The following is a 20,969-nucleotide window of genomic DNA, read 5'->3' as shown; positions in this document are numbered from 1 at the left end:
ATTCTTCCTGGAGTCAGAGGAGTCCTGTTGGAGGTGATGGTTGAGTTCACCATCGAGTGCCCGCTCGACCAAGCGTTTGGTCAACTGCTTGAGCAATCCTGACTCACCCAAAATTGCTTCCGGGCTGTAGTCTTCTGCCAGGAGTTGGTCTAGCAGTTCATCAACTCGATTAGGCTGTTGTTTTTTACGAGGCATAAGGGAATCTCCTTTGTTAACTGGATTCTACTTCCCTTACACAAAATTCTGATCAGTCTCCATTTGGAATGACTCGATTTGGAGGATCTATTCTCCTGTTTAACTTGACCTATTCTTAACTTTATTTGTTTTTCTAGCTTTTCCTGCTTTGCAACCATGAAGTTGTCAGGCAATGAGCCGTTTTCCGAGCCGATGGCGGTAAGGCAACAGTGAGTTGTTCAGTCTGTGGGGACCCCGGAATTTCCTGGAGTCTGGATCACAGATCCTCAGTTTGCTGAACGGCATAGAGAATGGCATTTTTGCCGTTGCGCTTCACGGCATACATTAAGGCATCAGACCGCTGGAGCAGTGTCTCAATGGAATCGTCCAACGTAAGATAGCTCATCACGCCGATACTAAAGGTGATGGTCCAGTTCTGCAACTGCATTGCTTGCAACAAGCTTGCCTGAATACGGGGCACCACCACCTCCGCCCTGGCTGCGTCGGTGTTCATCAGCAGCACGATAAACTCGTCTCCCCCCATGCGAATCACGCGATCGCAACTTCTCACGCTCCCTAATAGCTCAGTGACCACGGTTGTTAGAACGGCGTCCCCTATTTGATGGCCGAATTGATCATTGATCTGCTTAAAATTGTCCAGGTCAAGGTACATGACCGTGAGCGGGTTGCGGTCAGACTGGGCCTTAACGAGGGCCAGCGATTCGTAAAAAGCCCGCCGATTAAAGGCGCCAGTGAGGGTGTCCAGGCGCGCTAGCTGCTTTTCTTGAACCAATAAATGTTTAACCTCGGCGGTGAGGGCGGAGACGATTGAGAAAAAAATGAATCGGGTCAGCGTGTTCCACCCCTCGTAGGCGAGCGAGGGCAGAGATTCCCCGGCCAGTTTATTGGCAATTAGCCAGAGGATCGCGCAGAGGAGAGAGATGGCATAGGCCCCGCGCTGGCTAATGGACCAGGCCACCAGGGAGATGGGCAGTAGATAAAAGACGGCAAAGGACAGCTCATAGCCGCTCCCATAATCCAGCAGCGTTAGGCCAATGATTAACCCCAGGGTCAGGCTCCAAAGCGTGACGCGAGATTGGCGATCTAGTGCCTCCAAGATAGTGCGAACAGAAATCATGTAGGGTGCAATGTTCAGGGCGATCATCAGGGTCCCTTCCCTGGATTGTTCCCTAAACCAACGCTGCAGCCCTCTCACCGGGGACCGGATTTCATCCAGCGATCGAGCCACCGTAACAGCACGAACCCCAGCCCAATTGAGGTGACCATGATTAGCCAAAATCCATCCACCCAAGGCTGGTTTAAATCCATGGCGATGCCCCCAATGGCTGGCCCCACAAAGTATCCAACGGCCCAACATTGGGAATTGATGGAAAGATAAACCCCGCGCAGATTGTGGGGCGCCAGTTCTACCACCAGGGCAGAGGCGACGGGAGTATAGCTCACCGTGGCGATCGCCAGCAGCAGCATGGCTAACCCTGTGCCCGGATAGGTCAGGCCAGGAAGCCTGCTAGCGGTAGCCACCCCCGCAAATCCCAGTCCCCAAAACAGCAGGGAAATTCCCAGGGCCTGGGCATAGCGATAGCGCTGCAAGAACTTGGCGGTGGGAATTTGCAAGAGAACCGAAAAAATCAGGTTGAGGGTAAAGAAAATGCTGATTTGCAGCTCAGATATTCCCTGGCCCTGGTCTGCAAAGTTTTTCAGATAAAGCGGGAGAGTGTTGATCATGAGGGCAATGTAGCCGGTGATCTGGCAGTTGACTAAGGCATAGAGGAGCAGGCGGCGATCCGTGATCGCTTGTTTCCAGGCGCCCCAGCCCGGCTTGCCCGTAGCGCCGGGCGCGGCAGTTTCTGGCAGCAGCACATACACCAGACCCAGAAAGATCCAAAAGCTAATCCCATCTCCAATAAAGAGCCAGCGATAGACCTCCGCCAGCGAGATGAGCAGTCCGCCCACAATGACGCCGAGGCCCTGCCCCACGCTATCGGCTAGCCGGGTCAGGGCGTAGGCCTGCCGCCGCTGATCTGGTTTGCTCAGGTCTGCCACCATGGTTTCAGTGGCGGGCCAGTAAAGGCCGGTCCCAAAGCCCAAGAGCATATTGCCTCCAAATAAGCCCCAACGGTTCTGGCTTATGCCCAGCACTAAAGCGCCCAACCCGGCGATAAAGAGGGACAGAAACAGCGTCCGTCGACGTCCCCAGCCTTCGGAATCTACCCATAGCCCCCCTAAAAAGCGTCCGGCTACGCCGGTGAGGGCGGCACTGGACACCCCAAAGCCAACGGTTGTGGCGCTGAGCCCCACTTTATTCACAAAGAAGATGGGCAGATAAAATAGGGTGAACCCGGTGCCAATGGCAGAAAGAAGCCGCCCTAGGGCTAGAATCCAAATTTCGCGGGAATATTGATTCAGGCCAAGGGCAGGGATGGGGCGGAAACGTTTGAACATGAAAGTTTGAACATGGCGGTGGGGCCAGCCCTCTGCCTGTTCAGCAGAGGCCAGCGGAATGGATGGAACGTGAACCCTGAACAGTGAACCCTGAACAGTGAATTCTGACAGGTGAACCCTTAAAAGCCTATCTAAGAGGACATGCCTTTGTCTGCCTGGACCGTCTCTGAGATCAGCGTGGTGCTAAGGCCTAGCTTCATGGCGTAGATCAACCCCAGCCCAATTAAGGTGCCATACATCATTAAGCGCATTACCAGGGTATAGGCGATCGCCGCTTCCGTGGGCACCTGGCATTGATCCAGGGCAAAGCGCATGGCGGCCTCAAAGGTGCCGAGGTGACCTGGTGATGCGGGAATAATCGCGGCGATCGCCTGTATTCCTAGAATAAAGTAGGCTCCCCCCAGCCCCGGCTGCGGCAATTGAAAGGCCCCTAGCATGGCCCAAAAGGAGAGGCCGATCAGCCCCCAGATCCCAAAACTCTGCATCAGGGCGAGCAGCAGTAACCGGGGCGATTTAAAGATTTCTAGCCCCTGGATCAGCCCCGCCAGGCCGGTGATCATGGGTTCGGGGGGGATCTTGAGAGCGCTCAGGGCGTGGCTGACCTGCTGGAGAATCCGTCGCTGGAGGACGGCCGCGCCGTAAAGAAAAACCCCCAGTCCGATTAGAATGGCGCCTAAAATTCCCAGGGGTTGGCCTAGATCCCGCGTGGGTTGTGCCAGGGTGTGGAGTCCCAAGATCAGGTAGGCAAAGGCCGTGGCTGCATCTAAAAGCCGAGCCGACACCAGGGTTCCCAGGGCCAATCCCAGGGGAACCTGGGCAAAGGTTTGCAGAACCTTGGCGCGGATCAGCTCTCCGGCGTTAAAGGGAAACAAACAGTTGCTTCCAAACCCAATGAATACCGCCGCTTGGCGCAGTCCCAGAGGCGCCCGAACCTGGCGCACACTGAGGAGCAGACCCCAGCGATTGGCCCGCAGATAAAAGGCCAAGATAAACAATCCCCAGGCTAAGCCCACCCAGCTTGGCTGGAGTCCTTGCAGAATTTGACCGACCTGATGCCATTGCACATCGTGCCAGGTCCAGATCAGCAGCGCCACGGAAATGCCCAGGGCGATCGCGAGGGAAAGGCGTCGACGCATTTCAGGGGGGAGTCCCACGCAACAACATCCGATCAATCTATCATTGAATCAATCACCGGCTGGAGGATCTGCCCGCAGACTTCCCCGGCCCCGCTGAAGCCGTCGCCGATCCCCATGCGCCAAGCCGCCTATTTGCACCTTCCCTTTTGTCGACGTCGCTGTTTTTACTGCGATTTCCCCATTTCGGTGGTGGGCGATCGCGCCCGCGGCGAAACCTCTGGCACCATCACAGACTATGTGCATTGGCTGTGCCGGGAAATTCAGGCCACGCCCCACGATGGCGCCTCCTTACACAGTGTTTTCCTGGGAGGGGGCACCCCCTCCTTGCTCTCACCGGATCAGGTGGAGCGGATTTTGATCACCCTGGATCAACGTATGGGGATTGCGTCTGGCGCAGAAATTTCCATGGAAATGGACCCCGGCACCTTTACCCTGGCCCAGCTGCGATCGCTGCAGGCTGCCGGGATTAATCGTGTCAGTCTGGGGGTGCAGGCCTTTCAAGAGGATCTACTGGCTGCCTGCGGTCGATCCCACCGCCGGTCTGACATTGAGGCCGCCGCGACCTGGATCTCCCAAGCCCAGGTGGCAAACTGGAGCCTGGATTTAATCTCCGGGCTACCGGGGCAAACCCTTGCCCAATGGGAAGAGTCCCTGAATTGCGCGATCGCCCTGGGGCCAACCCATCTTTCCTGCTACGATTTGGTCCTGGAACCGCCCACGGTGTTCGCCAAGCGGGAAGCCGCCGGCCAACTGAAGTTGCCCCCCCAGGAGGAGACGGCAATGATGTATCGGCTTGCCTGTGATCAACTGCCGGCCGCTGGCTTCCAGCATTATGAAATTTCCAACTACGCGCGATCTGGATACCAGTGCCGCCATAATTTGACCTATTGGCGCAATCAAAGCTTCTACGGGTTTGGCATGGGGGCTTCCAGCTACCACGATCAGCGTCGGGTTGCCCGCCCCAACCGTCGGGTTGACTACTACGCCTGGGTCGAAGGGCTGGAGCAGCAGCCTGCCACCTATTTTCAGACCGTTCCGCCCCTCTCCTGGCGCGATCGCCTGTTTGAAACCCTCATGGTGGGGCTGCGGCTCACCGCCGGTATTGATATCACTGCCTTGGCCCAGGAATTTGGGGAATCGGCCCTTGCCCCGGTGGTTCATCAACTCCGCTCCTTTGTGGCCCAGGGCTGGGTTGTTCTCGACGCCGAGGGGGGCCAGGTTCGCCGTCTGCGACTCACGGACCCCGAGGGACTGCTCTATTCAAACCAGGTTTTAGTTTCCATCCTAGAAACCTTAGAGGCCCCCCCCCTTCCCACGTCGGGGTAGGGCCTTGGACGATCGGCTCAGGGCGGGGTCAACCCGTCCTGGCATGAGATGCTGCCATTGGAGCGTTCTTCACGAAAGCGCAACCGGCGTTTGCTTCAGATTCTCCTCCCATTTGCGAGGGGGGCTAGCGCGACGAATGTTGCGCCAAATCTGGGTGGCTGCCATGGTGCCATCGGCCACCGCAATGGACACCTGATTCAGGCCCTGTTTAAGATCTCCCAGGGCAAAGATCCGCTCATGGCTGGTTTGGGCTAAGCCGTGGGTTACCAAATTCTCGCCTTCCCACTCAAGTCCTTGAATGCCCTTTAAATATCGATTGTGATAAATCGACCCCATATTGACCAGGCCTGTGGTGGCATCAATGACCGTGCCATCGTCCAGCTCCACACCGGAAAGCTGATGGTTTTCACCTAAAAATCGAACAATTTTGTTTTCGTAGAGAGGATAGCCATGGTCTGCCAACTTTTGCTTCATTTCATCGCTGACCTGCACCAGACCGTGGGTCAAAACCGTAATGTAGGGGGTGAACCAATTAAGCACAAAGGCCGCATTGATCTGGCCTTCGGTTCCGGCAATGAGCACGGCTCTTTGATCCCACATGTCAAAGCCGTCGCAAATCATGCACACGTGGAGGGTGTAGCCTGCATAGTCATAGACATTCTGCATGTCCTCTAGCTCGGGCAGCACGTCAATAACTCCGGAGGCTGCGATGAGATATTTACTCCGAAACACGGGATAAACACTGTCCTTTTTGCCCACCTTGACGCGCACGGCCAGGGTTTCACCCTCATCAATCACCTCCTCCACAAAGCCACGAAGATGATCCGCGCCCCAGTCAACCGCCTGCTTGGTCCCGTGGTTAATCACGGCACTGCCCTTTGTGTTCGGGTCCAGCCCCACATAGTTGCGCAGATCCTGCATCCAGACTGATCGGCCTCGCCCCTTTTCCACAATCAGGCATTTCAGCCCGTAGCGTGCCAGATAGATGGCTGCCGACAGGCCGCCCATACCGCCCCCCACCACAATAGCGTCATAGAGGGTATCGACATGGTCAGAGAGGTTTTTGCTGTTGAGTTTCATGGCATTACTACTCGCTAGGGATGGTCCGAATCAATCAATGCGATCGCAGTGAATATCGACAGCTTACAGGATTTAAAAGACAGTCTTCAGGGTAGGGGATCGCCTAACTCACCCTCATGTCCTCCCCCCTTGTGTCCTCCCCCCTTGTGGTCTCACTCCAGCAGGTTATCCCAGTGCCCAGGCAATCGGTCAACCCAAACCGGAACGGAGGTCTAAGCGCGAGCCGCTGGATCATTGCGAGGCAGGGCAGAGCCAGGGGGAAAACGGCTGCGGACCAGGAAGGAGAGCAGCCGTGCGAAGCCGATCTGGGACCCTCCCGTTAGTGCAGGTGCGCCTCAATGAACCAAAGGCGCTTATCCATGGCTCGGGAAATTTCGGTGTAAAGATCGGCGGTATCTTCGTCGCCAAAGTCGCTCGATTGCCCAATATTTTCGCGTACATGCTTGGCGTAGAGAGCTAAACGATCGGCGATGGCGGTCAAATGCTCAACGCCAGTGACGGCATCGAGGGGATAGGCTGGCAAAATCGTTTCGCTTGCGGCCACTTTAGCTGTTCCCAAGGCCCGGCCCCCGAGGGCTGTAACTCGCTCTGCCACCATATCGACAAAGGCCGTTAATTCTGTGGCCATGTCATCAAAGAGTTCATGGAGTTGCAAAAAGTCGAGCCCCTTCACGTTCCAATGGGCCTGCTTGGTATGGGTTTGTAAGTCCAGGGTCGTGGCCAGAGTTTGGTTTAAGATCGTAATCACGTTTTGGCGTGTTTCTTCGCTCAAATCTAGCCGAGTATCGTACAGGACTGGCTTGGTTAAGGTTTTGCTACTCATGGGGGTACCTCATGGTTAGGTGGACTGAGACTCTCAGGGAAAATCTTTTCAAAAAAGGAGGAGGGGAGCATCCTCCAGAAGGAGGACGCCTCCAGCTTGAACCGTTCTATCTTGAATGATTAACCCACAAATTCCAGACGGGGTTCCGAAACGCCAGCGGCTTCTGTGCCCTTCAGGTAGGCCAGCATCGTGTCTGCATCCGAAACTTCGAAGGGGTCAATGGGACAATTGTCGCCGAAATCTGGCTCAACAAAGATTTTTGAAATTTTGCCATCCTCGACCAGCATGGAATAGCGCCAGGATCGCATGCCAAACCCTAGATTTGACTTGTCCACCAGCATCCCCATTTTGCGGGTAAATTCACCGTTTCCATCGGGCAGCAAGAAAACGTTCTGGGCACCAATCTGCTTACCCCACTGAAACATGACAAAGGCGTCATTGACTGAGATGCAGATGATTTCGTCTACGCCCTGGGCTTTAAATTCCTCGTATAGCTCCTCGTAACGAGGGAGATGATTGGAAGAACAGGTGGGGGTAAAGGCCCCAGGCAAAGAGAAAACCACTACCTTCTTGCCACCAAAAATCTCTTCACTGGTTTTGTCCTGCCAGCGATAGGGGTTGGGACCAGGGACAGACTCATCCCGGACTCGGGTTTTAAAGGTGACGTCGGGGACGCGTTCGATCACAGTCATAGTTACCTCATGGTTTTAAAGGACGGAAAAATGAAAAGACTGACGGGGTCCATTCATTTCAGAATAATTCTAACTTAAGAATAAATCAATGGCTAAAATTACTTATCTTTTATTCTAGGTCAAATTTTTATTTGATTCTTAAAATGGGAGCGTTATACTGTAGACAGTTTTGAGTCCTGCTGTCTCCCTTCCTTGAGGCAGGTGGGGGCAACGTGGGTGTTTGTCATGCAAGAGCAAGCTGAGCAAATTATCAAAAAATTGAAAGCGAAGGGCTTGCGAGTGACTCCGCAGCGCTTTGCGGTCTATGCAAATTTGCTGACGCGCTCTGACCATCCCACGGCGGAGCAAATTTTGCAGGGGCTCAATGCTGCTGGCCCCGTGTCTTCCCAGGCCACGGTTTACAGTTCCTTGCAGGCCCTGCGAGATGTTGGGCTGGTGCGCGAGGTGCTGCTAGAAGAAGGGGTCTGTCGCTACGATGCCAATGTGGAGATGCACCACCATTTTCGCTGCAAGGCCTGTGGTGCCATTGAAGATATTGCCTGGAGCCAGGTTAGCGGCGTTTCATTTCAGCAGCTGCGGCCAGGGCTATTGGTGGATGAGTACGAGCTGACGGTGCATGGTCTGTGCGATGACTGCCAGGAACACAGGAGGGTGGGCTCCACGCACGCTTAAATAGGGCTGAGCTAAGCATGGCCGAGCTAAATAGGGCTGGGCCTCGGTCGTGGCCAGCGCCCTTAGCCGGGGGGATTGGAAAACCGCTGCAAGACCGTCACCAGGGAATCCACTGAGCCAACATTTCCAGGGAACAGGACGACGGGCAGGTTTGGAAACTGGGGGTGATTGGTGGGTGTGCGCACCACAGAACAGCCAGGAATAATCTGTCCCAGAAGGCGAGCCGTGGGGAGGGCCAGTCCCTGACTCAGGACATCGTTAGAGGTGATGCCTCCCTTGCTAACTAAATAGCCAATCTCGCTGGGGAGGGCGCGCACAATGTCCATCAGCAGTGCCGACACCTGCGATCCAAAGGCCAGTCGGGTTTCTTCGTCTGCAAAGCTTAACTCCTGCCGAGAGGTGTAGACCACGGGGGTCTGGCCTGCCTCAAAGACCTGCTGGACCTGGGCGATCGCGGCCTCGCGCAGTTTCGCCGTGGCGGTGGAGTCTGCCCGCATCTGTTCAAGATCGAGTTCGATCCCCCTCACCCCCGCCACGGCCAGAAGCGCCCGGAGTTGTTCTGTCGTTTTGCGCACATGCGATCCCACAATAAAAGCCCCCGGCTTGCCCTGGCGGACGTAGGTGGCCATTTTTTCTGGAGCCACGGGCTGTGGCGGGAGTTGGGCCAGGGCTGTGAGCAGGCTGGCGGCGCTGCGAAATAAAAACTTTTTCCCTCGCCCGGCAGCGGTTAATAAATCCTGGGCAAAGCGGTCTAGGTCGCTCTGGGTTTCGGCATCGACGGCGGCACAGGGGTTGCCCTGCAGCTGCATCAACCGATCCAGGCAGCCTTGGCGAATCTCACTGAGTAAAAAACGCTCCACCTGATCCGGCGCAATTCGGCCCTGGGTTTTCTGAGCCACGTAGTCCGGCAAATAGCTAAACCGATAGCCAAACACGGAGTCCTGGGCAAACTCGGTTTCATGCACGGGGGTGGGAATTCCATCCACCATCAGATAGTGAATGCTATCGCGGGTGAATCGTCCCCCCTCAAAAAAAGCGGGGGTGAGGAAATGGGCATCGAAGGGACCTAATTCCTGGGCAATAACGTCGGTTTCCACCGGGTAATGGCCGCGCAGGGTGGAATCCGATCGGCTGACCACTAGATATTCCGCCACCTGCTCCGCCGCCAGGGCCTGCTTGAGATGCTGACACACCTCTCGGGTTACCTGGGCGGCCTCGCCAGCGGGCAGCGATCGCGTATTGGTCAGAATAAAGAAGATGGGCGCGTCATCTCGCAGACCCAGGCGTAGGGTCTCCACATCCCACTGGGTAAGCAGCAGACAGCTGTGGACCGTCTGAGACCCAGTGGGGTCATCATCCAGGACAATAATCTTGGGGGTCGCCTTGGTCATCGCGCTCATCGTCTCCTCAGGAAATTCGCCCTTGGGCAAGAAGCCATGCCTGCTGGCCGGAGCGTTGTCTGCCCAGACCTATGGCAGGCCCCGCTGTCCCTTTTGTGGGGCCATGGTTTTTCCCTAAACTCAAGGGATTCACACCTTACCATCCTAGGGGGTGAGGGGACCGATCGCCGAGTTAGTTCCCCAAGTTGGGCAGGCTAGGATCAGCGCTTGATCCGGGGGCTGAAGGCGGTGAGGCGCCCCTGAGTCTGGCCATTTTTTTTGCGAGGGTGGTCACGACCGCGATTCCAGCCCTAAAATCTAGAAGTTTTGGTGATTGACTTGACCGATGGAAGTTTCTGTTGTGGTTCCGACCTACAGGCGGACAGATTATCTTGAAAAATGTCTCGATGCCCTGAAACAGCAGCTGAAACCCGCCAAGCAGGTCATTGTGACGGTTCGAGAGACGGATCAAGAAACCTGGGCTTTTTTGGATCGCTACCCTCGCGGCTCTTTGCCCTTGGATTTGGTCTGCGTCGAGGTTCCGGGGGTAATTGCTGCCCTCGACCGTGGATTTAGTCGGGCCAGCGGGGAGATTATTGCCATGATTGATGACGATGCCCAGGCTTTTCCGGATTGGATTCAAAGGTTAGAGGTGCATTACCAGTCCAATCCGCGCATTGGGGCGGTGGGCGGGAAGGACTGGATCTACGACAACGGTGAGCCTCAGCCTGGCAATCCCCAGCCGGTGGTGGGAAGGCTGCAGTGGTTTGGTCGCCCGATTGGTAACCACAGCCTGGGTTTTGGGGAGGCGCGGGAGGTGGACATTCTCAAGGGAGTCAATATGTCCTTTCGCAAGCAGGCGATTGGGGATCTGACCTTTGACCCGCGACTGTTGGGAACCGGTGCCCAGGTGCATTTTGAAATGTCCTTTTGCCTGGCCTTAAAGCGGGCGGGGTGGCGAATAATTTACGATCCCAACATTGCCGTCAATCACTATCGGGCGCAGCGGTACGATGAGGACCAGCGCCATACCTTCATTGCTGAGGCCGACTATAACCAGGTTTACAACGAAACCCTAGCTGTCCTCGATCACCTCTGGATGCCCCAGCGGTTTGCCTTTTTGCTGTGGGCGGTCCTGATTGGGACTCGCAGTGCCCGCGGGGTGGTGCAAACCCTGCGCTTTTTGCCCCAGGAGCAGCAATGGGCGATCGCCCGGCTGCAGTCCTCCCTGCGGGGGCGGTGGGATGCCTGGCGGGCGTGGCATCGAGATCCCCAAACTCCCACCGGTGCAACCATCTATCAGGGCTAGCGGCGTGAATCAGTTTCCCTTTGTCAATGCAAAAACCTCCTTTAGTCCCTTTGCCAGGGCGATCGCCACCCAGGAATTTGCCTGGCTCCTGATTGCCCTGTTTGGGATAACCACCCTGGGCGGCATTGCCGGGGCACCTAGGTTGGTCAACCTGCTCTATCCCCTAGAAGCGCTGCTGCTGGGCTTATTCCTCTATCTTCGCTTCCCCATCCTCTACCTGGGCTTGACCTGGTGGCTGTGGATTCTCTCGCCCCTGGTTCGGCGGCTGGTCGATTATCGTTCTGCCTTTACCCAGCCGAGTCCTGTGCTCCTTGCGCCCATTCTCGTTTCCCTCATCAGCGGGCTGACCCTCCTCAAATGCATTCCCCGGATGAACCAACTGGGTGGGCTTCCCTACCTGCTGGCCCTGTCCAGCATTTGCTTTACCTACGCCCTGGGGCTGGTTAATTTCTCCTTTCTCGATGCGACGGAGCAGTTTCTCGATTTACTGATCCCTCTCACCTTTGGGTTTCACATCTACACCAACTGGCAGCTGTATCCCCAGTATAAGCAGAACCTAAGGCGGGTATTTGTCTGGGCCGTGATTGTAATGGGGGGATACGGTGTGTTTCAGTTTCTGACGGCCCCAGCCTGGGATGCCTACTGGTACGTGAATGCGGACTACGTGAGCGGTGGGCAGCCTGAGCCCTTTGCCATTCGAGTCTGGAGTACCCTAAATTCCGCCGGTCCCTTTGCCGGGGTGATGATGTCGGGCCTCTTGATTTTACTGGATGTGCCTGGCCCCCAAAAATATCTGGCCAGTGGCCTGGGATTTATGGCCTTTTTGCTTTCCCAGCATCGAACCTCCTGGTTGGGCTGGGTCCTGGGCATCTTAACGATTACGGGCAGCAGCACGCCTAAACGACAGATTAAGCTGTTGATTACCCTGGGGCTGCTGGTGCTCTTTGTGATTTTTCTCGCGAACCTGGATCTTTTTTCCGAGGTGATTAGCAGCCGCTTTGGTAGTTTTCTGAGCTTAGAGGAAGATGGGAGCGGTCGCGTGCGCCGCGAGGAATATGCTGAATTTTTGACCCCAGCCCTCAGCCAAATTGTGGGCAATGGCTTGGGAGGGCTACTCCATGACAGTGGGATTCTCTACTCCCTACTGAACTTTGGCTGGATTGCGCTGCTAATCTATCTTGGCGGGCTTTTTCTACCCCTGTTGCGCCTGTTTCAAAGTAAATATGCCCAGCAGGATATGTTTCTGATCATCTGCCGTTCCATTCCCCTCAGTATTTTGATTCAGTCTGCCACGGTGGTGTCGTTCTTGGGGGTCTATGGATTTTTACTGTGGGTGATTACGAGCTATGGCATTGCGGGGGACAAATATTACTTTAACCTTGAGAAAAATGCAGATTATCTAGGAAAAATATCGATTCCCCAGCAGGAATGATGCCCGGCCTGTGCCTTTATCCGGGAGCGTTACCGACAGAATTTGTTCCCCTTGCCTGGGCAAACTGCGGGCCGGGTCCATCCTCAGCCCACTCATCAGGTAAATTGAATAGGACCTTCTTGAGTTCTGTGGAGTGTGTCTGTGCATAAAATTCCCGTTACCGTGGTCACCGGCTTTTTAGGAGCGGGGAAGACTACGCTGGTCCGTCATCTGCTGCAAAATAACCAGGGTCGCCGGATTGCTGTGTTGGTGAACGAATTTGGTGAGGTGGGGATTGACGGGGAAATCCTGCGGGACTGTCAGGTTTGTGATGAGGACCAGACGCCCAACCGCAATATTTTAGAACTGGCCAACGGCTGCCTCTGCTGCACGGTGCAGGAGGAATTTTTGCCAACGATGCAGGAACTGCTGAAGCGCCGGGAGGAAATTGACTGCATTGTGATCGAGACCTCTGGCCTCGCCCTGCCCAAGCCTCTGGTGAAGGCCTTTCGCTGGCCGGAAATTCGCACCGGCGCCACAGTGGATGGTGTGGTCACCGTCGTAGATTGTGAAGCCCTAGCTCAAGGCCAGATGGTGGGGGATCTGGAGGCCTTAGAAGCCCAGCGTCAGGCCGACGACAGTTTAGAGCACGAAACTCCCATCGAAGAACTCTTTGAAGATCAGCTTGCTTGCGCCGATCTGGTTTTGTTGACCAAGTCCGATGTACTCGATCTAGAAACCCGCCATCGCACTCGGTCCTGGCTCCAGGCCCAGGTGCCTAGCGGCGTGAAGGTGGTGCCCTGTCACCACGGTGAGGTCAGCCCGGAGGTGCTGCTGGGCTTTAACGCGGCGGTCGAAGACCACCTGGAGAGCCGTCCGAGTCACCACGATCACGAGGAGGATCATGACCACGATGAAACCATTAACTCGATTTGTGTGGAGCTAGATCAGTCCTTTGATCCCCAGGCTTTGGTGACCCAGCTTAAAACCCTGGTGCAAGAGCAGGAAATTTACCGGATCAAGGGGTTTGTTTCGGTTCCAGAAAAGGCCATGCGGTTAGTGCTCCAGGGGGTTGGACAGCGCTTTGATCACTTCTACGATCGCCCCTGGCAGCCGGAAGAGCGGCGCAAAACCCGGCTGGTGTTCATTGGCAACGGTCTCCAGGCAGATCGGATTCACCAGGCGATCGCAGCCTAGGAGCGCAGATGGCGGATCAATTTATCCCAGTGCGCATTGCCCTGCTCACCGTGTCCGATAGCCGCACTGAGGCCACCGACACCTCCGGCAAACTGCTGGGCGATCGCCTCACCGAGGCTGGACACTGGCTTGCAGAGAAGGTGATCGTTCCCGATGATATTTATCAAATTCGAGCGGTGGTGTCTCGCTGGATTGCCGATGAAACGGTCCAGGTGATTATCACCACCGGAGGCACGGGCCTCACCGGGCGCGATGGCACCCCAGAGGCCATTTACCCCCTCTTGGACAAGGAGATCCCAGGCTTTGGTGAACTGTTTCGCAGGGTTTCATATCCAGAGATTAAAACTTCCACCCTGCAATCGCGAGCTTTGGCCGGAGTTGCCAATGGTACCTATCTCTTTTGTCTGCCGGGATCCTCTGGGGCCTGCCGAACCGGCTGGGATGATCTGATCCAGGATCAGCTCGATGCGCGGCATCGGCCCTGTAACCTGGTGGATCTGATGCCGCGCCTGCGGGAATAGCAAACCCATGTTCAGGCTATGGCTCTTTTTGGCAGGATTGCTCCTGGTCTGGGGATGTCAGCACCCGCAGACGGACGCTCTCACCATTGCGACCGCTGCGAATATGCAGTTTGCCATGGCGGATTTAACCCAGGCTTTTACCCAAACCGCCGGAATTAACTGTAAAACCATTCTGGGATCCTCGGGGAAGCTGACGGCTCAGATTCAGTCGGGGGCTCCCTTTGACCTGTTTGTGTCGGCGGACCTGAACTCTCCCCAGGTGCTGGATCGCGATGGGTTTACCCTGGCCCCGCCCCAAGTCTATGCTTACGGGAAGCTGGTGCTATGGACCACGGTGCCCAATCTCCAGCCCTCCCTGGTGGCCCTAACCGAGGATCGGGTGCGGCGGATTGCCATTGCCAATCCCCGCACGGCTCCCTACGGTGCGGCGGCCCTCGCGGTTCTAAACCACCATAAAATTTATGATGGTGTGAAACAAAAGCTGGTCAGGGGGGAAAGCATTGCCCAGGTCAATCAATTTATCCAGTCCCAGGCGGCTGATATGGGCTTCACTGCCAAGGCGGTGGTGCTATCTTCCCAACTTCAGGGGCAAGGGCAATGGGTTGATTTAGATCCGCAGAGCTACGAGGCGATCGCTCAGGCAGTGGTGGTGCTAAAGGCTGCAGCTTCAACAGGGTCGGGCGATCGATCCCTGGAGGCCCAAAAATTTGTAGAGTTCTTGTTTTCGGACTCCGGTCAGACTATTCTGCGTCGCTATGGCTATCAACCCGGACCATGAACCAGATCGCAGGAACGATTGCACAACTGACCGTGCAGGGGAATTTATCGCTGGTTCGTATTGCTGTGCAGGAGATGACCCTAACGGCGATCGTCATTGATACGCCCATCAGTGCTCCCCATCTTCAGGTGGGCTCCCCCATTCAGGTCATCTTTAAAGAAACAGAGGTGATTATTGGCAAGGGCATTGATCATCGGATTAGCTTACAAAATCAGCTTCCTGGCACCCTCCAGGCTCTGGAATCTGGGAAACTGTTGAGCCGAGTGATCGTCAAAACCGCCCTGGGTCCCATTGTTTCCGTGATTACTGCTCAGGCTGTGCAGCAGCTTCAGCTGCAGGTGGGCGACACCGTTACGGCAATGATTAAAACCAATGAGGTGATGCTAGCCCCATGATAGATTGGGATCCGCTATGGGTGACGTTTCGACTTGCGATCCTCACCACCGGACTTTTGCTGGTTTTAGCCCTGCCTCTGAGCTATTGGCTGGCCTACAGTCCCAGTCGCCTGAAGCCATTTTTCGAGGCAATGATTAGTTTACCGCTGGTGCTTCCGCCCACGGTGTTAGGCTTTTACCTCCTCATTGCCTTCAGTCCCAGGGGGCTATTCGGGCAGTGGCTAGAGCACACCCTAGGTTTACGCCTGGTTTTTTCCTTTGCTGGGTTGGTGATCGCCTCAATGATCCATAGCTTGCCCTTTATGGTGCAGCCGCTGCAGGCTGGGTTTGCCGGAATTCCCCCGGCGATCCACGAAGCCGCGGCGATTTTGGGTAAGTCAAAGCTCACGACGCTTTGGCGGGTGCTAATTCCAAATTTGAGGGCCTCTCTGCTCACCGGGATGATTCTGACCTTTGCCCATACCGTGGGTGAATTTGGAGTGGTGTTGATGATTGGGGGCAATATTCCCGGTCAAACTCAGGTGGCCTCCATTGCCATCTATGAGGAGGTGGAGGCGCTGAACTACAGCGCGGCCCATGTCTATGCCCTGATTCTGGTGACCCTCTCGTTTTCCATTTTGGTCATTGTTTATGGGATCAATGGCGGCTATCTCAGGGGGATTCGGCAATGATTGAGATTTCCTGCTGCAAAACCCTGGGATCGGCCCAGGCGCCGCTGCATCTCCAGGTGGATCTCGCCCTAGAACCCCAAACCTTTATCACCCTTTCTGGGAAATCTGGTGCTGGAAAAACGTCCTTGTTTAGACTTTTGGCGGGACTGCTCCAGCCCGATCGCGGCAGAATTGTGGTGAACGGCATTCCCTGGGTGGATACGGATCGCAAACTCAACCTCCCGCCGCAGAAGCGCCAGATTGGCTATGTCTTTCAGGACTACGCGCTGTTTCCCCATATGACGGTTCTTGAGAATCTCCGCTTTGCTCTGCGTAAGGGCCAAAATCCTCGCATCGTTGCGGATCTGCTGGAGATGATGGAGTTAGGAGGGCTGCAGCAGCGCAAGCCCCACCAGCTTTCTGGTGGTCAACAGCAGCGGGTTGCCCTGGCCCGAGCGATCGCCCCCAACCCGAAGCTTTTACTGCTGGATGAACCCCTCTCAGCCCTGGATCGGGGCATCCGCACCAAACTGCAGGACTATCTACGGCTGGTGCATCAAACCTTTGGGTTAACCACGCTGTTGATCAGTCACGATGTGGCTGAAATTGTGAAGCTCTCGGATCGCGTCATTCTCTTGGATCAGGGCAAGGTGGTGCGGCAGGGAAGGCCCATGGAGGTTTACAGCTCTCAGACAGTCAGCGGCAAGTTCCAGTTTATTGGCGAAGTTCTTTCCCTGGAGCAGCAGGACGTGATTTTTATTGTTGCGGTTTTGATTGGCCAGGATCTGGTGAAGGTGGTGGCGGATCCCCAGGAAGCCGCCAGTTTAAGGGTGGGCGATCGCGTTCTGGTCGCCTCCAAAGCCTTTAATCCCATCATCAGACCTCTGGTTGCCCACCCCGCTACTCCCTCGGATCTACGCCCAAGGCCCTGAGCTGCGCTTGCAGGCGATCGGCCCGCTGCTTTTCCCGCTCGGCTCTGTGCCTTTCCTGTTCGGCTCTGTGCCTTTCCTGTTCGGCTCTGTGCCTTTCCTGCTCAGCGCGCTGCTTTTCTCGCGCCAGGCCTCGACCGAGTTCTGCTGGGGGGAGTAGTCGTTCTCCAGTGGCTAACACCGTAAAGGTGATCAACTTTCCCTCCACCTGAAGCTGTAGCCCCAACGCCTCGCTCCGCAGATCGAGAATGGGGTGGTACGCATCGCCTCCCAGCCGATATCCCATCAGCGGCGACTCCAGCCACTCGCCCTTGGGATCAAACAGCCAGTATTCCTGCACCCCCAGTTGTGCATAAAGTTGTCGCTTGATCAGTTGGTCCTCTTGCTGGGTGCTTTTGGAGGTCATCTCAAAGACAACTCGGGGCACTTCACCCTCTTCCCACACTTTGTAACTATCGCGTCCCCCCGGCTCTACGCCAAAAATTACCATGACATCTGGAGCAACCCGTAGCTTGGGAAAGCCCTGGGCATAGTATAAGAACTGATTCGCTAAAACCGTTGCCTTTTGGCCTTCTAAATACTGACGGAGTACCTCAAGCGTGACGAGAATGGCGTAGAGATGGTCGTAGGTTTCCGCCACGGGCTCTCCATCAGAAACGGGATAAACGAGATCGACCTTGGGTTGAGATTCCATGCTTTGCATGGCAGAACGCTCTCAGAATCAGGATTGCCCTTATTTTAACTGTTCCGGTGAGAGGGAGGATATTCCAGCTGCAACGGCAAGCATGGCCATCAGGTATTCCGGTTTCCACAGCAGGTCAAAACCTTGGGAGGACTCAATCTAGCTTCCCAAAATTCGTCAGGTTAGGGCGATCGCTCAGCCCTTTTTCATGGGAAAGTCTCCCATCACCCAAGCCCAATGGTGTCGGGTGGCCCAGATGTCCAAAGTTGAGCGTGAGATCGAACCTGACCCTTCTAACTTCAAGGGCGATAATCGTCCAGTGGAGCAAGTGAGTTGGACCGATTCCGTGGAATTTTGCCGTCGCTTGTCCAAAGAAACCAATCGTCCCTATCGACTTCCCACAGAAGCGGAATGGGAATATGCTTGTCGAGCCGGGACAACGACCCCTTTCCACTTTGGCGAGTCCATTACCCCAGATCTGGCCAACTATCGGGGGACGGACTTAGAGTATGAAGGCAGCCATATCAACTATTCAGGAGCCTATGGAGCCGGTCCCCATGGAGAATTTCGGGCAGAGACGACCGAGGTCGGTAGCTTTAAGGTAGCAAACGCCTTCGGTTTGTATGACATGCATGGAAACGTTTGGGAATGGTGCCAAGACCCCTGGCATGAGAGCTATGATCAAGCTCCCATAGATGGACGTGCATGGCTAGACAAAAGCAATCATCATGATCGCTGCTTGCGGGGCGGTTCTTGGTACTACTATCCAGGGGGGTGTCGGTCGGCGTTTCGGGTCAAGAATGAGCCCGACTTCAGGAACTCCTTCACTGGCCTGCGGGTAGTGTGCGGTGTTGCCAGGACCTAGCCTTTGGCTCTTTGCCCTCAGGCGCGCCATCTCCAACGAGCCCATTTTCAGGAGAGATTTTTGCCCAATTCACTCCCACTCTTGAACGCATGAATTGGAGGCTGGGGGATTATCGGGGACCTCATGCCCCTTGACTTTATACCTAGGTATAAGGTTTAGGATAAATCTCATCGGTTTTACCAATGGCACGATCATGCTGAAGGTGAGTCAAGTTTCTGATCAACTGGGAATTAATCCGCAAACGATCTATTTCTATGAGCGGATTGGGCTCATTCCTTCGCCGAGGCGGAATGAATCGGGATATCGCCTGTTTTCAGCGGTTGACGTGGAGCGATTAACCTTTATCGCACGGGCGAAACAGCTAGGCTTGAGCCTGGAGGATATCCGAGAAGTGCTGGCGCTCAGGGAGGATCAGTCTCTGACCTGCCCGGAAATTCAGCAGCGCCTCCGAGCAAAGGTAGCCGAAATTGATCAAAACATTCAGCAACTGCTGACGCTGAAAAGCGAACTGATGCACTGGGTCGATCGCTGTGAATTATCCATTGGTAATCAGCAGCTCGACCATGATTGCCACGTCTTTGACGCCTAGTCTTTGACCTCATCAAGCATTGATTGCTTGATCTCTGACTGAGGCCCCCTTGAGGGGCTGAATTTTGCCTGTTCACTCCGCGCCCTTTGCAAAGGGTCACATCACGTTATGAACACTGCATCTACTCCAATTCGCATTAAAGCGGGGGGCCAGCTTAGCTTCTTTGAGCGCTATCTAACGATCTGGGTTTTGCTCTGTATTGCTCTGGGGATTGCTCTGGGACGCCTGTTTCCCGGCATGGCGATCGCCCTGGATGCCCTCAGTCTCTACCAGATCTCGATTCCCATTGCCGTCTGTCTATTTTTCATGATGTATCCCATCATGGTCAAAATTGACTTTAGCCAGGCCAAGCGGGCGGCTCGCACCCCCAAACCTGTCCTGCTGACCCTGGGGGTTAACTGGTTGATTAAGCCCTTCACGATGGTGGCGTTTGCCCAGTTCTTTCTCGGACAGATCTTTGCCCCCCTGTTAACCGGCACCGAAATCCTGCGAGGAACTGAAGTGTCGATGACTCAGTCCTACATTGCGGGCGCGATTCTGCTGGGGATTGCCCCCTGCACCGCCATGGTACTGATGTGGGGATATCTGTCCTATAGCAACCAAGGGCATACCCTGATCATGGTGGCGATCAACTCCCTGGCGATGTTGTTCCTGTACGCGCCTCTGGGCCGCTGGCTCTTGGCTGCTAATCAGTTGACGGTTCCCTGGGAAACGATTGTACTGTCGGTGCTCATCTACGTAGGGCTACCGCTGCTGGCCGGGATCTACTCTCGAACCTGGATCTTGCGGACTCAGGGGCGGCAATGGTTCGAGCAGCGGTTCCTACCCAAACTGGGGCCTGTTGCCATGGGAGCCTTGCTGACAACGCTCATCTTGTTGTTTGCCCTCAAGGGAGATCTGATTGTGCAAAATCCGCAGCACATTGTGTTGATTGCCGTCCCCTTGTTTTTGCAAACCAACCTGATCTTTGGCCTCACCTACGTTGCGGCGCACAAGCTAGGATTCTCCTATGAAGATGCGGCTCCGGCTGCCCTGATTGGCGCTAGCAATCACTTTGAAGTGGCGATCGCGACCGCTGTGGTTCTGTTTGGACTGAACTCTGGGGCGGCCCTCGCCACCGTCGTAGGAGTCTTAATCGAAGTGCCGGTGATGTTGATGCTGGTGGAAGTCTGTAAACGCACCGCTTTTTGGTTTCCCCGTGAGCCGGAAAAGGCTACCCTCACAGACCCCAGATGTGCGGGAAATTCCCCGTAAAACCCCCGATCTTTGATGGAGTGCTCTTCTATGGACCGCAAGCCTGGACTTTTATTTGTCTGTCAACACAACTCGCGCCGTTCCCAGATGGCGGAGGGCTTTGCTAAACATTGGGCTGGCGATCGCCTGCGGGTGTACAGCGCTGGCCTCAATCCCTCCAGCATCGATCCACTCACCATTGCAGCCATGGCTGAGGTGGGTATTGACCTGCGATCCCATACCTGTGATCGCTTAGCCGACTTTGACCCCGCGGATTTTCGAGCCGTGATTTCTCTCTGTGGCTGCGGGGTGCATCTGCCAGATCCATGGACCCACGTGGAAATGTTTGAAGATTGGCAGCTAGCGGACCCGGCACACCAGCCCCTAGTGGTTTATCGGGCTATTCGCGATCAAATTCAAAGCCGCGTCCAGCAGATCCTGCCTCGGGTGCTGGCATAATCAAGGCGGACGAGGCTTAAAAGGATTCGATTGTAGAATAGTGCGAACCTGCAGGGCAATCTAGAAGCACCCGCCGATGCGGTATTTAGGGTGAATTTATCACGGCCACGCAAAGCGGGGGACCTTAAGGCGACCCAAGAAGAACAATCGCGATCTAACTCTGGGGATCTGCCCGCCCTTAACCTTGGGAAATACAAGCCAGGGAT

22 protein-coding genes and 1 pseudogene are annotated in these 20,969 nt (G+C 55.4%); 14 read left to right on the top strand and 9 right to left on the bottom strand.

Annotated features, from left to right (window positions below):
• The 4 genes and pseudogenes from QQ91_RS06080 to QQ91_RS06065 form a co-directional block, all read right to left on the bottom strand.
• Positions 1 to 195 (bottom strand): annotated as a pseudogene (locus tag QQ91_RS06080) (IS256 family transposase); the annotation flags it as partial.
• A gap of 256 nt (positions 196 to 451) precedes the next feature.
• Positions 452 to 1,339 (bottom strand): GGDEF domain-containing protein, encoded by an 888-nt coding sequence (locus QQ91_RS06075; protein WP_166281105.1) that lies wholly within the window; start codon positions 1,337 to 1,339, stop codon positions 452 to 454.
• A 47-nt stretch (positions 1,340 to 1,386) separates the two neighbouring features.
• A complete protein-coding gene (locus tag QQ91_RS06070; protein ID WP_166281103.1) occupies positions 1,387 to 2,637 on the bottom strand; it encodes an MDR family MFS transporter in 1,251 nt (416 codons plus the stop codon).
• A 131-nt stretch (positions 2,638 to 2,768) separates the two neighbouring features.
• The gene (locus QQ91_RS06065; RefSeq protein WP_166281101.1) at positions 2,769 to 3,791 is read right to left on the bottom strand and encodes a lysylphosphatidylglycerol synthase transmembrane domain-containing protein; all 1,023 of its coding nucleotides are present in this window, start codon (positions 3,789 to 3,791) and stop codon (positions 2,769 to 2,771) included.
• Between the two features lie 96 nt (positions 3,792 to 3,887).
• On the opposite strand from QQ91_RS06065, the gene hemW reads away from it, so the two are divergent.
• Positions 3,888 to 5,099: a radical SAM family heme chaperone HemW gene (gene hemW / locus QQ91_RS06060; RefSeq protein ID WP_166281099.1), complete on the top strand. Its 1,212-nt coding sequence runs from the start codon at positions 3,888 to 3,890 to the stop codon at positions 5,097 to 5,099.
• A 69-nt stretch (positions 5,100 to 5,168) separates the two neighbouring features.
• Here hemW and QQ91_RS06055 read toward each other — a convergent pair whose 3' ends face one another.
• The 3 genes from QQ91_RS06055 to QQ91_RS06045 form a co-directional block, all read right to left on the bottom strand.
• Positions 5,169 to 6,179, bottom strand: coding sequence for an NAD(P)/FAD-dependent oxidoreductase (locus tag QQ91_RS06055; RefSeq protein WP_166281097.1), 1,011 nt, complete (start codon positions 6,177 to 6,179; stop codon positions 5,169 to 5,171).
• Positions 6,180 to 6,498: 319 nt separating this feature from the next.
• A complete protein-coding gene (gene dps, locus QQ91_RS06050) occupies positions 6,499 to 7,002 on the bottom strand; it encodes a DNA starvation/stationary phase protection protein Dps (RefSeq protein WP_166281096.1) in 504 nt (167 codons plus the stop codon).
• Positions 7,003 to 7,121: 119 nt separating this feature from the next.
• Entirely contained in the window at positions 7,122 to 7,694 is a 573-nt protein-coding gene (locus tag QQ91_RS06045) for a peroxiredoxin (RefSeq protein WP_166281095.1), read from the bottom strand.
• A gap of 225 nt (positions 7,695 to 7,919) precedes the next feature.
• On the opposite strand from QQ91_RS06045, the gene QQ91_RS06040 reads away from it, so the two are divergent.
• On the top strand, positions 7,920 to 8,366 hold the full coding sequence (locus tag QQ91_RS06040; RefSeq protein ID WP_166281094.1) for a Fur family transcriptional regulator: 447 nt from the start codon (positions 7,920 to 7,922) through the stop codon (positions 8,364 to 8,366).
• A 62-nt stretch (positions 8,367 to 8,428) separates the two neighbouring features.
• On the opposite strand, the gene QQ91_RS06035 is transcribed toward QQ91_RS06040, so the two are convergent.
• Positions 8,429 to 9,757: a four-carbon acid sugar kinase family protein gene (locus tag QQ91_RS06035; RefSeq protein ID WP_166281093.1), complete on the bottom strand. Its 1,329-nt coding sequence runs from the start codon at positions 9,755 to 9,757 to the stop codon at positions 8,429 to 8,431.
• 334 nt (positions 9,758 to 10,091) lie between these two features.
• On the opposite strand from QQ91_RS06035, the gene QQ91_RS06030 reads away from it, so the two are divergent.
• From QQ91_RS06030 to QQ91_RS05995, 8 genes are all read left to right on the top strand, one after another.
• Entirely contained in the window at positions 10,092 to 11,054 is a 963-nt protein-coding gene (locus QQ91_RS06030; protein ID WP_166281092.1) for a glycosyltransferase family 2 protein, read from the top strand.
• 4 nt (positions 11,055 to 11,058) lie between these two features.
• Entirely contained in the window at positions 11,059 to 12,486 is a 1,428-nt protein-coding gene (locus tag QQ91_RS06025; RefSeq protein WP_166281091.1) for an O-antigen ligase domain-containing protein, read from the top strand.
• Positions 12,487 to 12,627: 141 nt separating this feature from the next.
• Entirely contained in the window at positions 12,628 to 13,662 is a 1,035-nt protein-coding gene (gene cobW, locus QQ91_RS06020) for a cobalamin biosynthesis protein CobW (RefSeq protein ID WP_166281090.1), read from the top strand.
• An 8-nt stretch (positions 13,663 to 13,670) separates the two neighbouring features.
• On the top strand, positions 13,671 to 14,183 hold the full coding sequence (moaB, locus tag QQ91_RS06015; protein WP_166281088.1) for a molybdenum cofactor biosynthesis protein B: 513 nt from the start codon (positions 13,671 to 13,673) through the stop codon (positions 14,181 to 14,183).
• A 7-nt stretch (positions 14,184 to 14,190) separates the two neighbouring features.
• Positions 14,191 to 14,961: a molybdate ABC transporter substrate-binding protein gene (modA, locus tag QQ91_RS06010; protein WP_166281087.1), complete on the top strand. Its 771-nt coding sequence runs from the start codon at positions 14,191 to 14,193 to the stop codon at positions 14,959 to 14,961.
• Positions 14,958 to 15,356 carry a TOBE domain-containing protein gene (locus tag QQ91_RS06005; protein ID WP_166281086.1) on the top strand — a complete coding sequence of 133 codons (399 nt, stop codon included), beginning with the start codon at positions 14,958 to 14,960 and terminating at the stop codon, positions 15,354 to 15,356. Before modA ends, QQ91_RS06005 begins: the two co-directional genes overlap by 4 nt.
• Positions 15,357 to 15,376: 20 nt before the next feature.
• A complete protein-coding gene (modB, locus tag QQ91_RS06000) occupies positions 15,377 to 16,027 on the top strand; it encodes a molybdate ABC transporter permease subunit (RefSeq protein WP_250833271.1) in 651 nt (216 codons plus the stop codon).
• Positions 16,024 to 16,938: an ABC transporter ATP-binding protein gene (locus QQ91_RS05995; protein WP_166281084.1), complete on the top strand. Its 915-nt coding sequence runs from the start codon at positions 16,024 to 16,026 to the stop codon at positions 16,936 to 16,938. The genes modB and QQ91_RS05995 overlap by 4 nt, the downstream gene beginning before the upstream one ends.
• On the opposite strand, the gene QQ91_RS05990 is transcribed toward QQ91_RS05995, so the two are convergent.
• On the bottom strand, positions 16,907 to 17,629 hold the full coding sequence (locus tag QQ91_RS05990; RefSeq protein WP_236096089.1) for a Uma2 family endonuclease: 723 nt from the start codon (positions 17,627 to 17,629) through the stop codon (positions 16,907 to 16,909). The genes QQ91_RS05995 and QQ91_RS05990 overlap by 32 nt on opposite strands.
• A 160-nt stretch (positions 17,630 to 17,789) precedes the next feature.
• Between QQ91_RS05990 and QQ91_RS05985 the strand changes: the two genes are divergently transcribed.
• From QQ91_RS05985 to QQ91_RS05970, 4 genes are all read left to right on the top strand, one after another.
• Positions 17,790 to 18,482, top strand: a complete 693-nt coding sequence (locus QQ91_RS05985; RefSeq protein ID WP_349306857.1) for a formylglycine-generating enzyme family protein — start codon at positions 17,790 to 17,792, stop codon at positions 18,480 to 18,482.
• Between the two features lie 193 nt (positions 18,483 to 18,675).
• The gene (locus QQ91_RS05980; protein WP_166281081.1) at positions 18,676 to 19,071 is read left to right on the top strand and encodes a heavy metal-responsive transcriptional regulator; all 396 of its coding nucleotides are present in this window, start codon (positions 18,676 to 18,678) and stop codon (positions 19,069 to 19,071) included.
• Positions 19,072 to 19,179: 108 nt separating this feature from the next.
• A complete protein-coding gene (arsB, locus tag QQ91_RS05975) occupies positions 19,180 to 20,325 on the top strand; it encodes an ACR3 family arsenite efflux transporter (RefSeq protein WP_166281080.1) in 1,146 nt (381 codons plus the stop codon).
• Positions 20,326 to 20,355: 30 nt separating this feature from the next.
• Positions 20,356 to 20,763, top strand: a complete 408-nt coding sequence (locus QQ91_RS05970) for an arsenate reductase/protein-tyrosine-phosphatase family protein (RefSeq protein ID WP_166281079.1) — start codon at positions 20,356 to 20,358, stop codon at positions 20,761 to 20,763.
• The last annotated feature ends 206 nt before the right edge of the window (positions 20,764 to 20,969 follow it).

This window comes from Lyngbya confervoides BDU141951, assembly GCF_000817775.3.
GTDB lineage: Bacteria > Cyanobacteriota > Cyanobacteriia > Thermosynechococcales > Thermosynechococcaceae > Lyngbya > Lyngbya confervoides.
This window is presented reverse-complemented; position numbering and strand designations above follow the sequence as displayed.

Excerpts from the sequence above, each read along its gene's own strand:
- QQ91_RS06075 (WP_166281105.1), bottom strand. The coding sequence starts at position 1,339 with ATGATCGCCCTGAACATTGCACCCTACATGATTTCTGTTCGCACTATC.
- QQ91_RS06070 (WP_166281103.1), bottom strand. The coding sequence starts at position 2,637 with ATGTTCAAACGTTTCCGCCCCATCCCTGCCCTTGGCCTGAATCAATAT.
- hemW (WP_166281099.1), top strand. The coding sequence starts at position 3,888 with ATGCGCCAAGCCGCCTATTTGCACCTTCCCTTTTGTCGACGTCGCTGT.
- QQ91_RS06055 (WP_166281097.1), bottom strand. The coding sequence starts at position 6,179 with ATGAAACTCAACAGCAAAAACCTCTCTGACCATGTCGATACCCTCTAT.
- dps (WP_166281096.1), bottom strand. The coding sequence starts at position 7,002 with ATGAGTAGCAAAACCTTAACCAAGCCAGTCCTGTACGATACTCGGCTA.
- QQ91_RS06045 (WP_166281095.1), bottom strand. The coding sequence starts at position 7,694 with ATGACTGTGATCGAACGCGTCCCCGACGTCACCTTTAAAACCCGAGTC.
- QQ91_RS06040 (WP_166281094.1), top strand. The coding sequence starts at position 7,920 with ATGCAAGAGCAAGCTGAGCAAATTATCAAAAAATTGAAAGCGAAGGGC.
- QQ91_RS06035 (WP_166281093.1), bottom strand. The coding sequence starts at position 9,757 with ATGACCAAGGCGACCCCCAAGATTATTGTCCTGGATGATGACCCCACT.
- QQ91_RS06030 (WP_166281092.1), top strand. The coding sequence starts at position 10,092 with ATGGAAGTTTCTGTTGTGGTTCCGACCTACAGGCGGACAGATTATCTT.
- moaB (WP_166281088.1), top strand. The coding sequence starts at position 13,671 with ATGGCGGATCAATTTATCCCAGTGCGCATTGCCCTGCTCACCGTGTCC.
- modA (WP_166281087.1), top strand. The coding sequence starts at position 14,191 with ATGTTCAGGCTATGGCTCTTTTTGGCAGGATTGCTCCTGGTCTGGGGA.
- QQ91_RS06005 (WP_166281086.1), top strand. The coding sequence starts at position 14,958 with ATGAACCAGATCGCAGGAACGATTGCACAACTGACCGTGCAGGGGAAT.
- QQ91_RS05995 (WP_166281084.1), top strand. The coding sequence starts at position 16,024 with ATGATTGAGATTTCCTGCTGCAAAACCCTGGGATCGGCCCAGGCGCCG.
- QQ91_RS05990 (WP_236096089.1), bottom strand. The coding sequence starts at position 17,629 with ATGGAATCTCAACCCAAGGTCGATCTCGTTTATCCCGTTTCTGATGGA.
- QQ91_RS05980 (WP_166281081.1), top strand. The coding sequence starts at position 18,676 with ATGCTGAAGGTGAGTCAAGTTTCTGATCAACTGGGAATTAATCCGCAA.
- arsB (WP_166281080.1), top strand. The coding sequence starts at position 19,180 with ATGAACACTGCATCTACTCCAATTCGCATTAAAGCGGGGGGCCAGCTT.
- QQ91_RS05970 (WP_166281079.1), top strand. The coding sequence starts at position 20,356 with ATGGACCGCAAGCCTGGACTTTTATTTGTCTGTCAACACAACTCGCGC.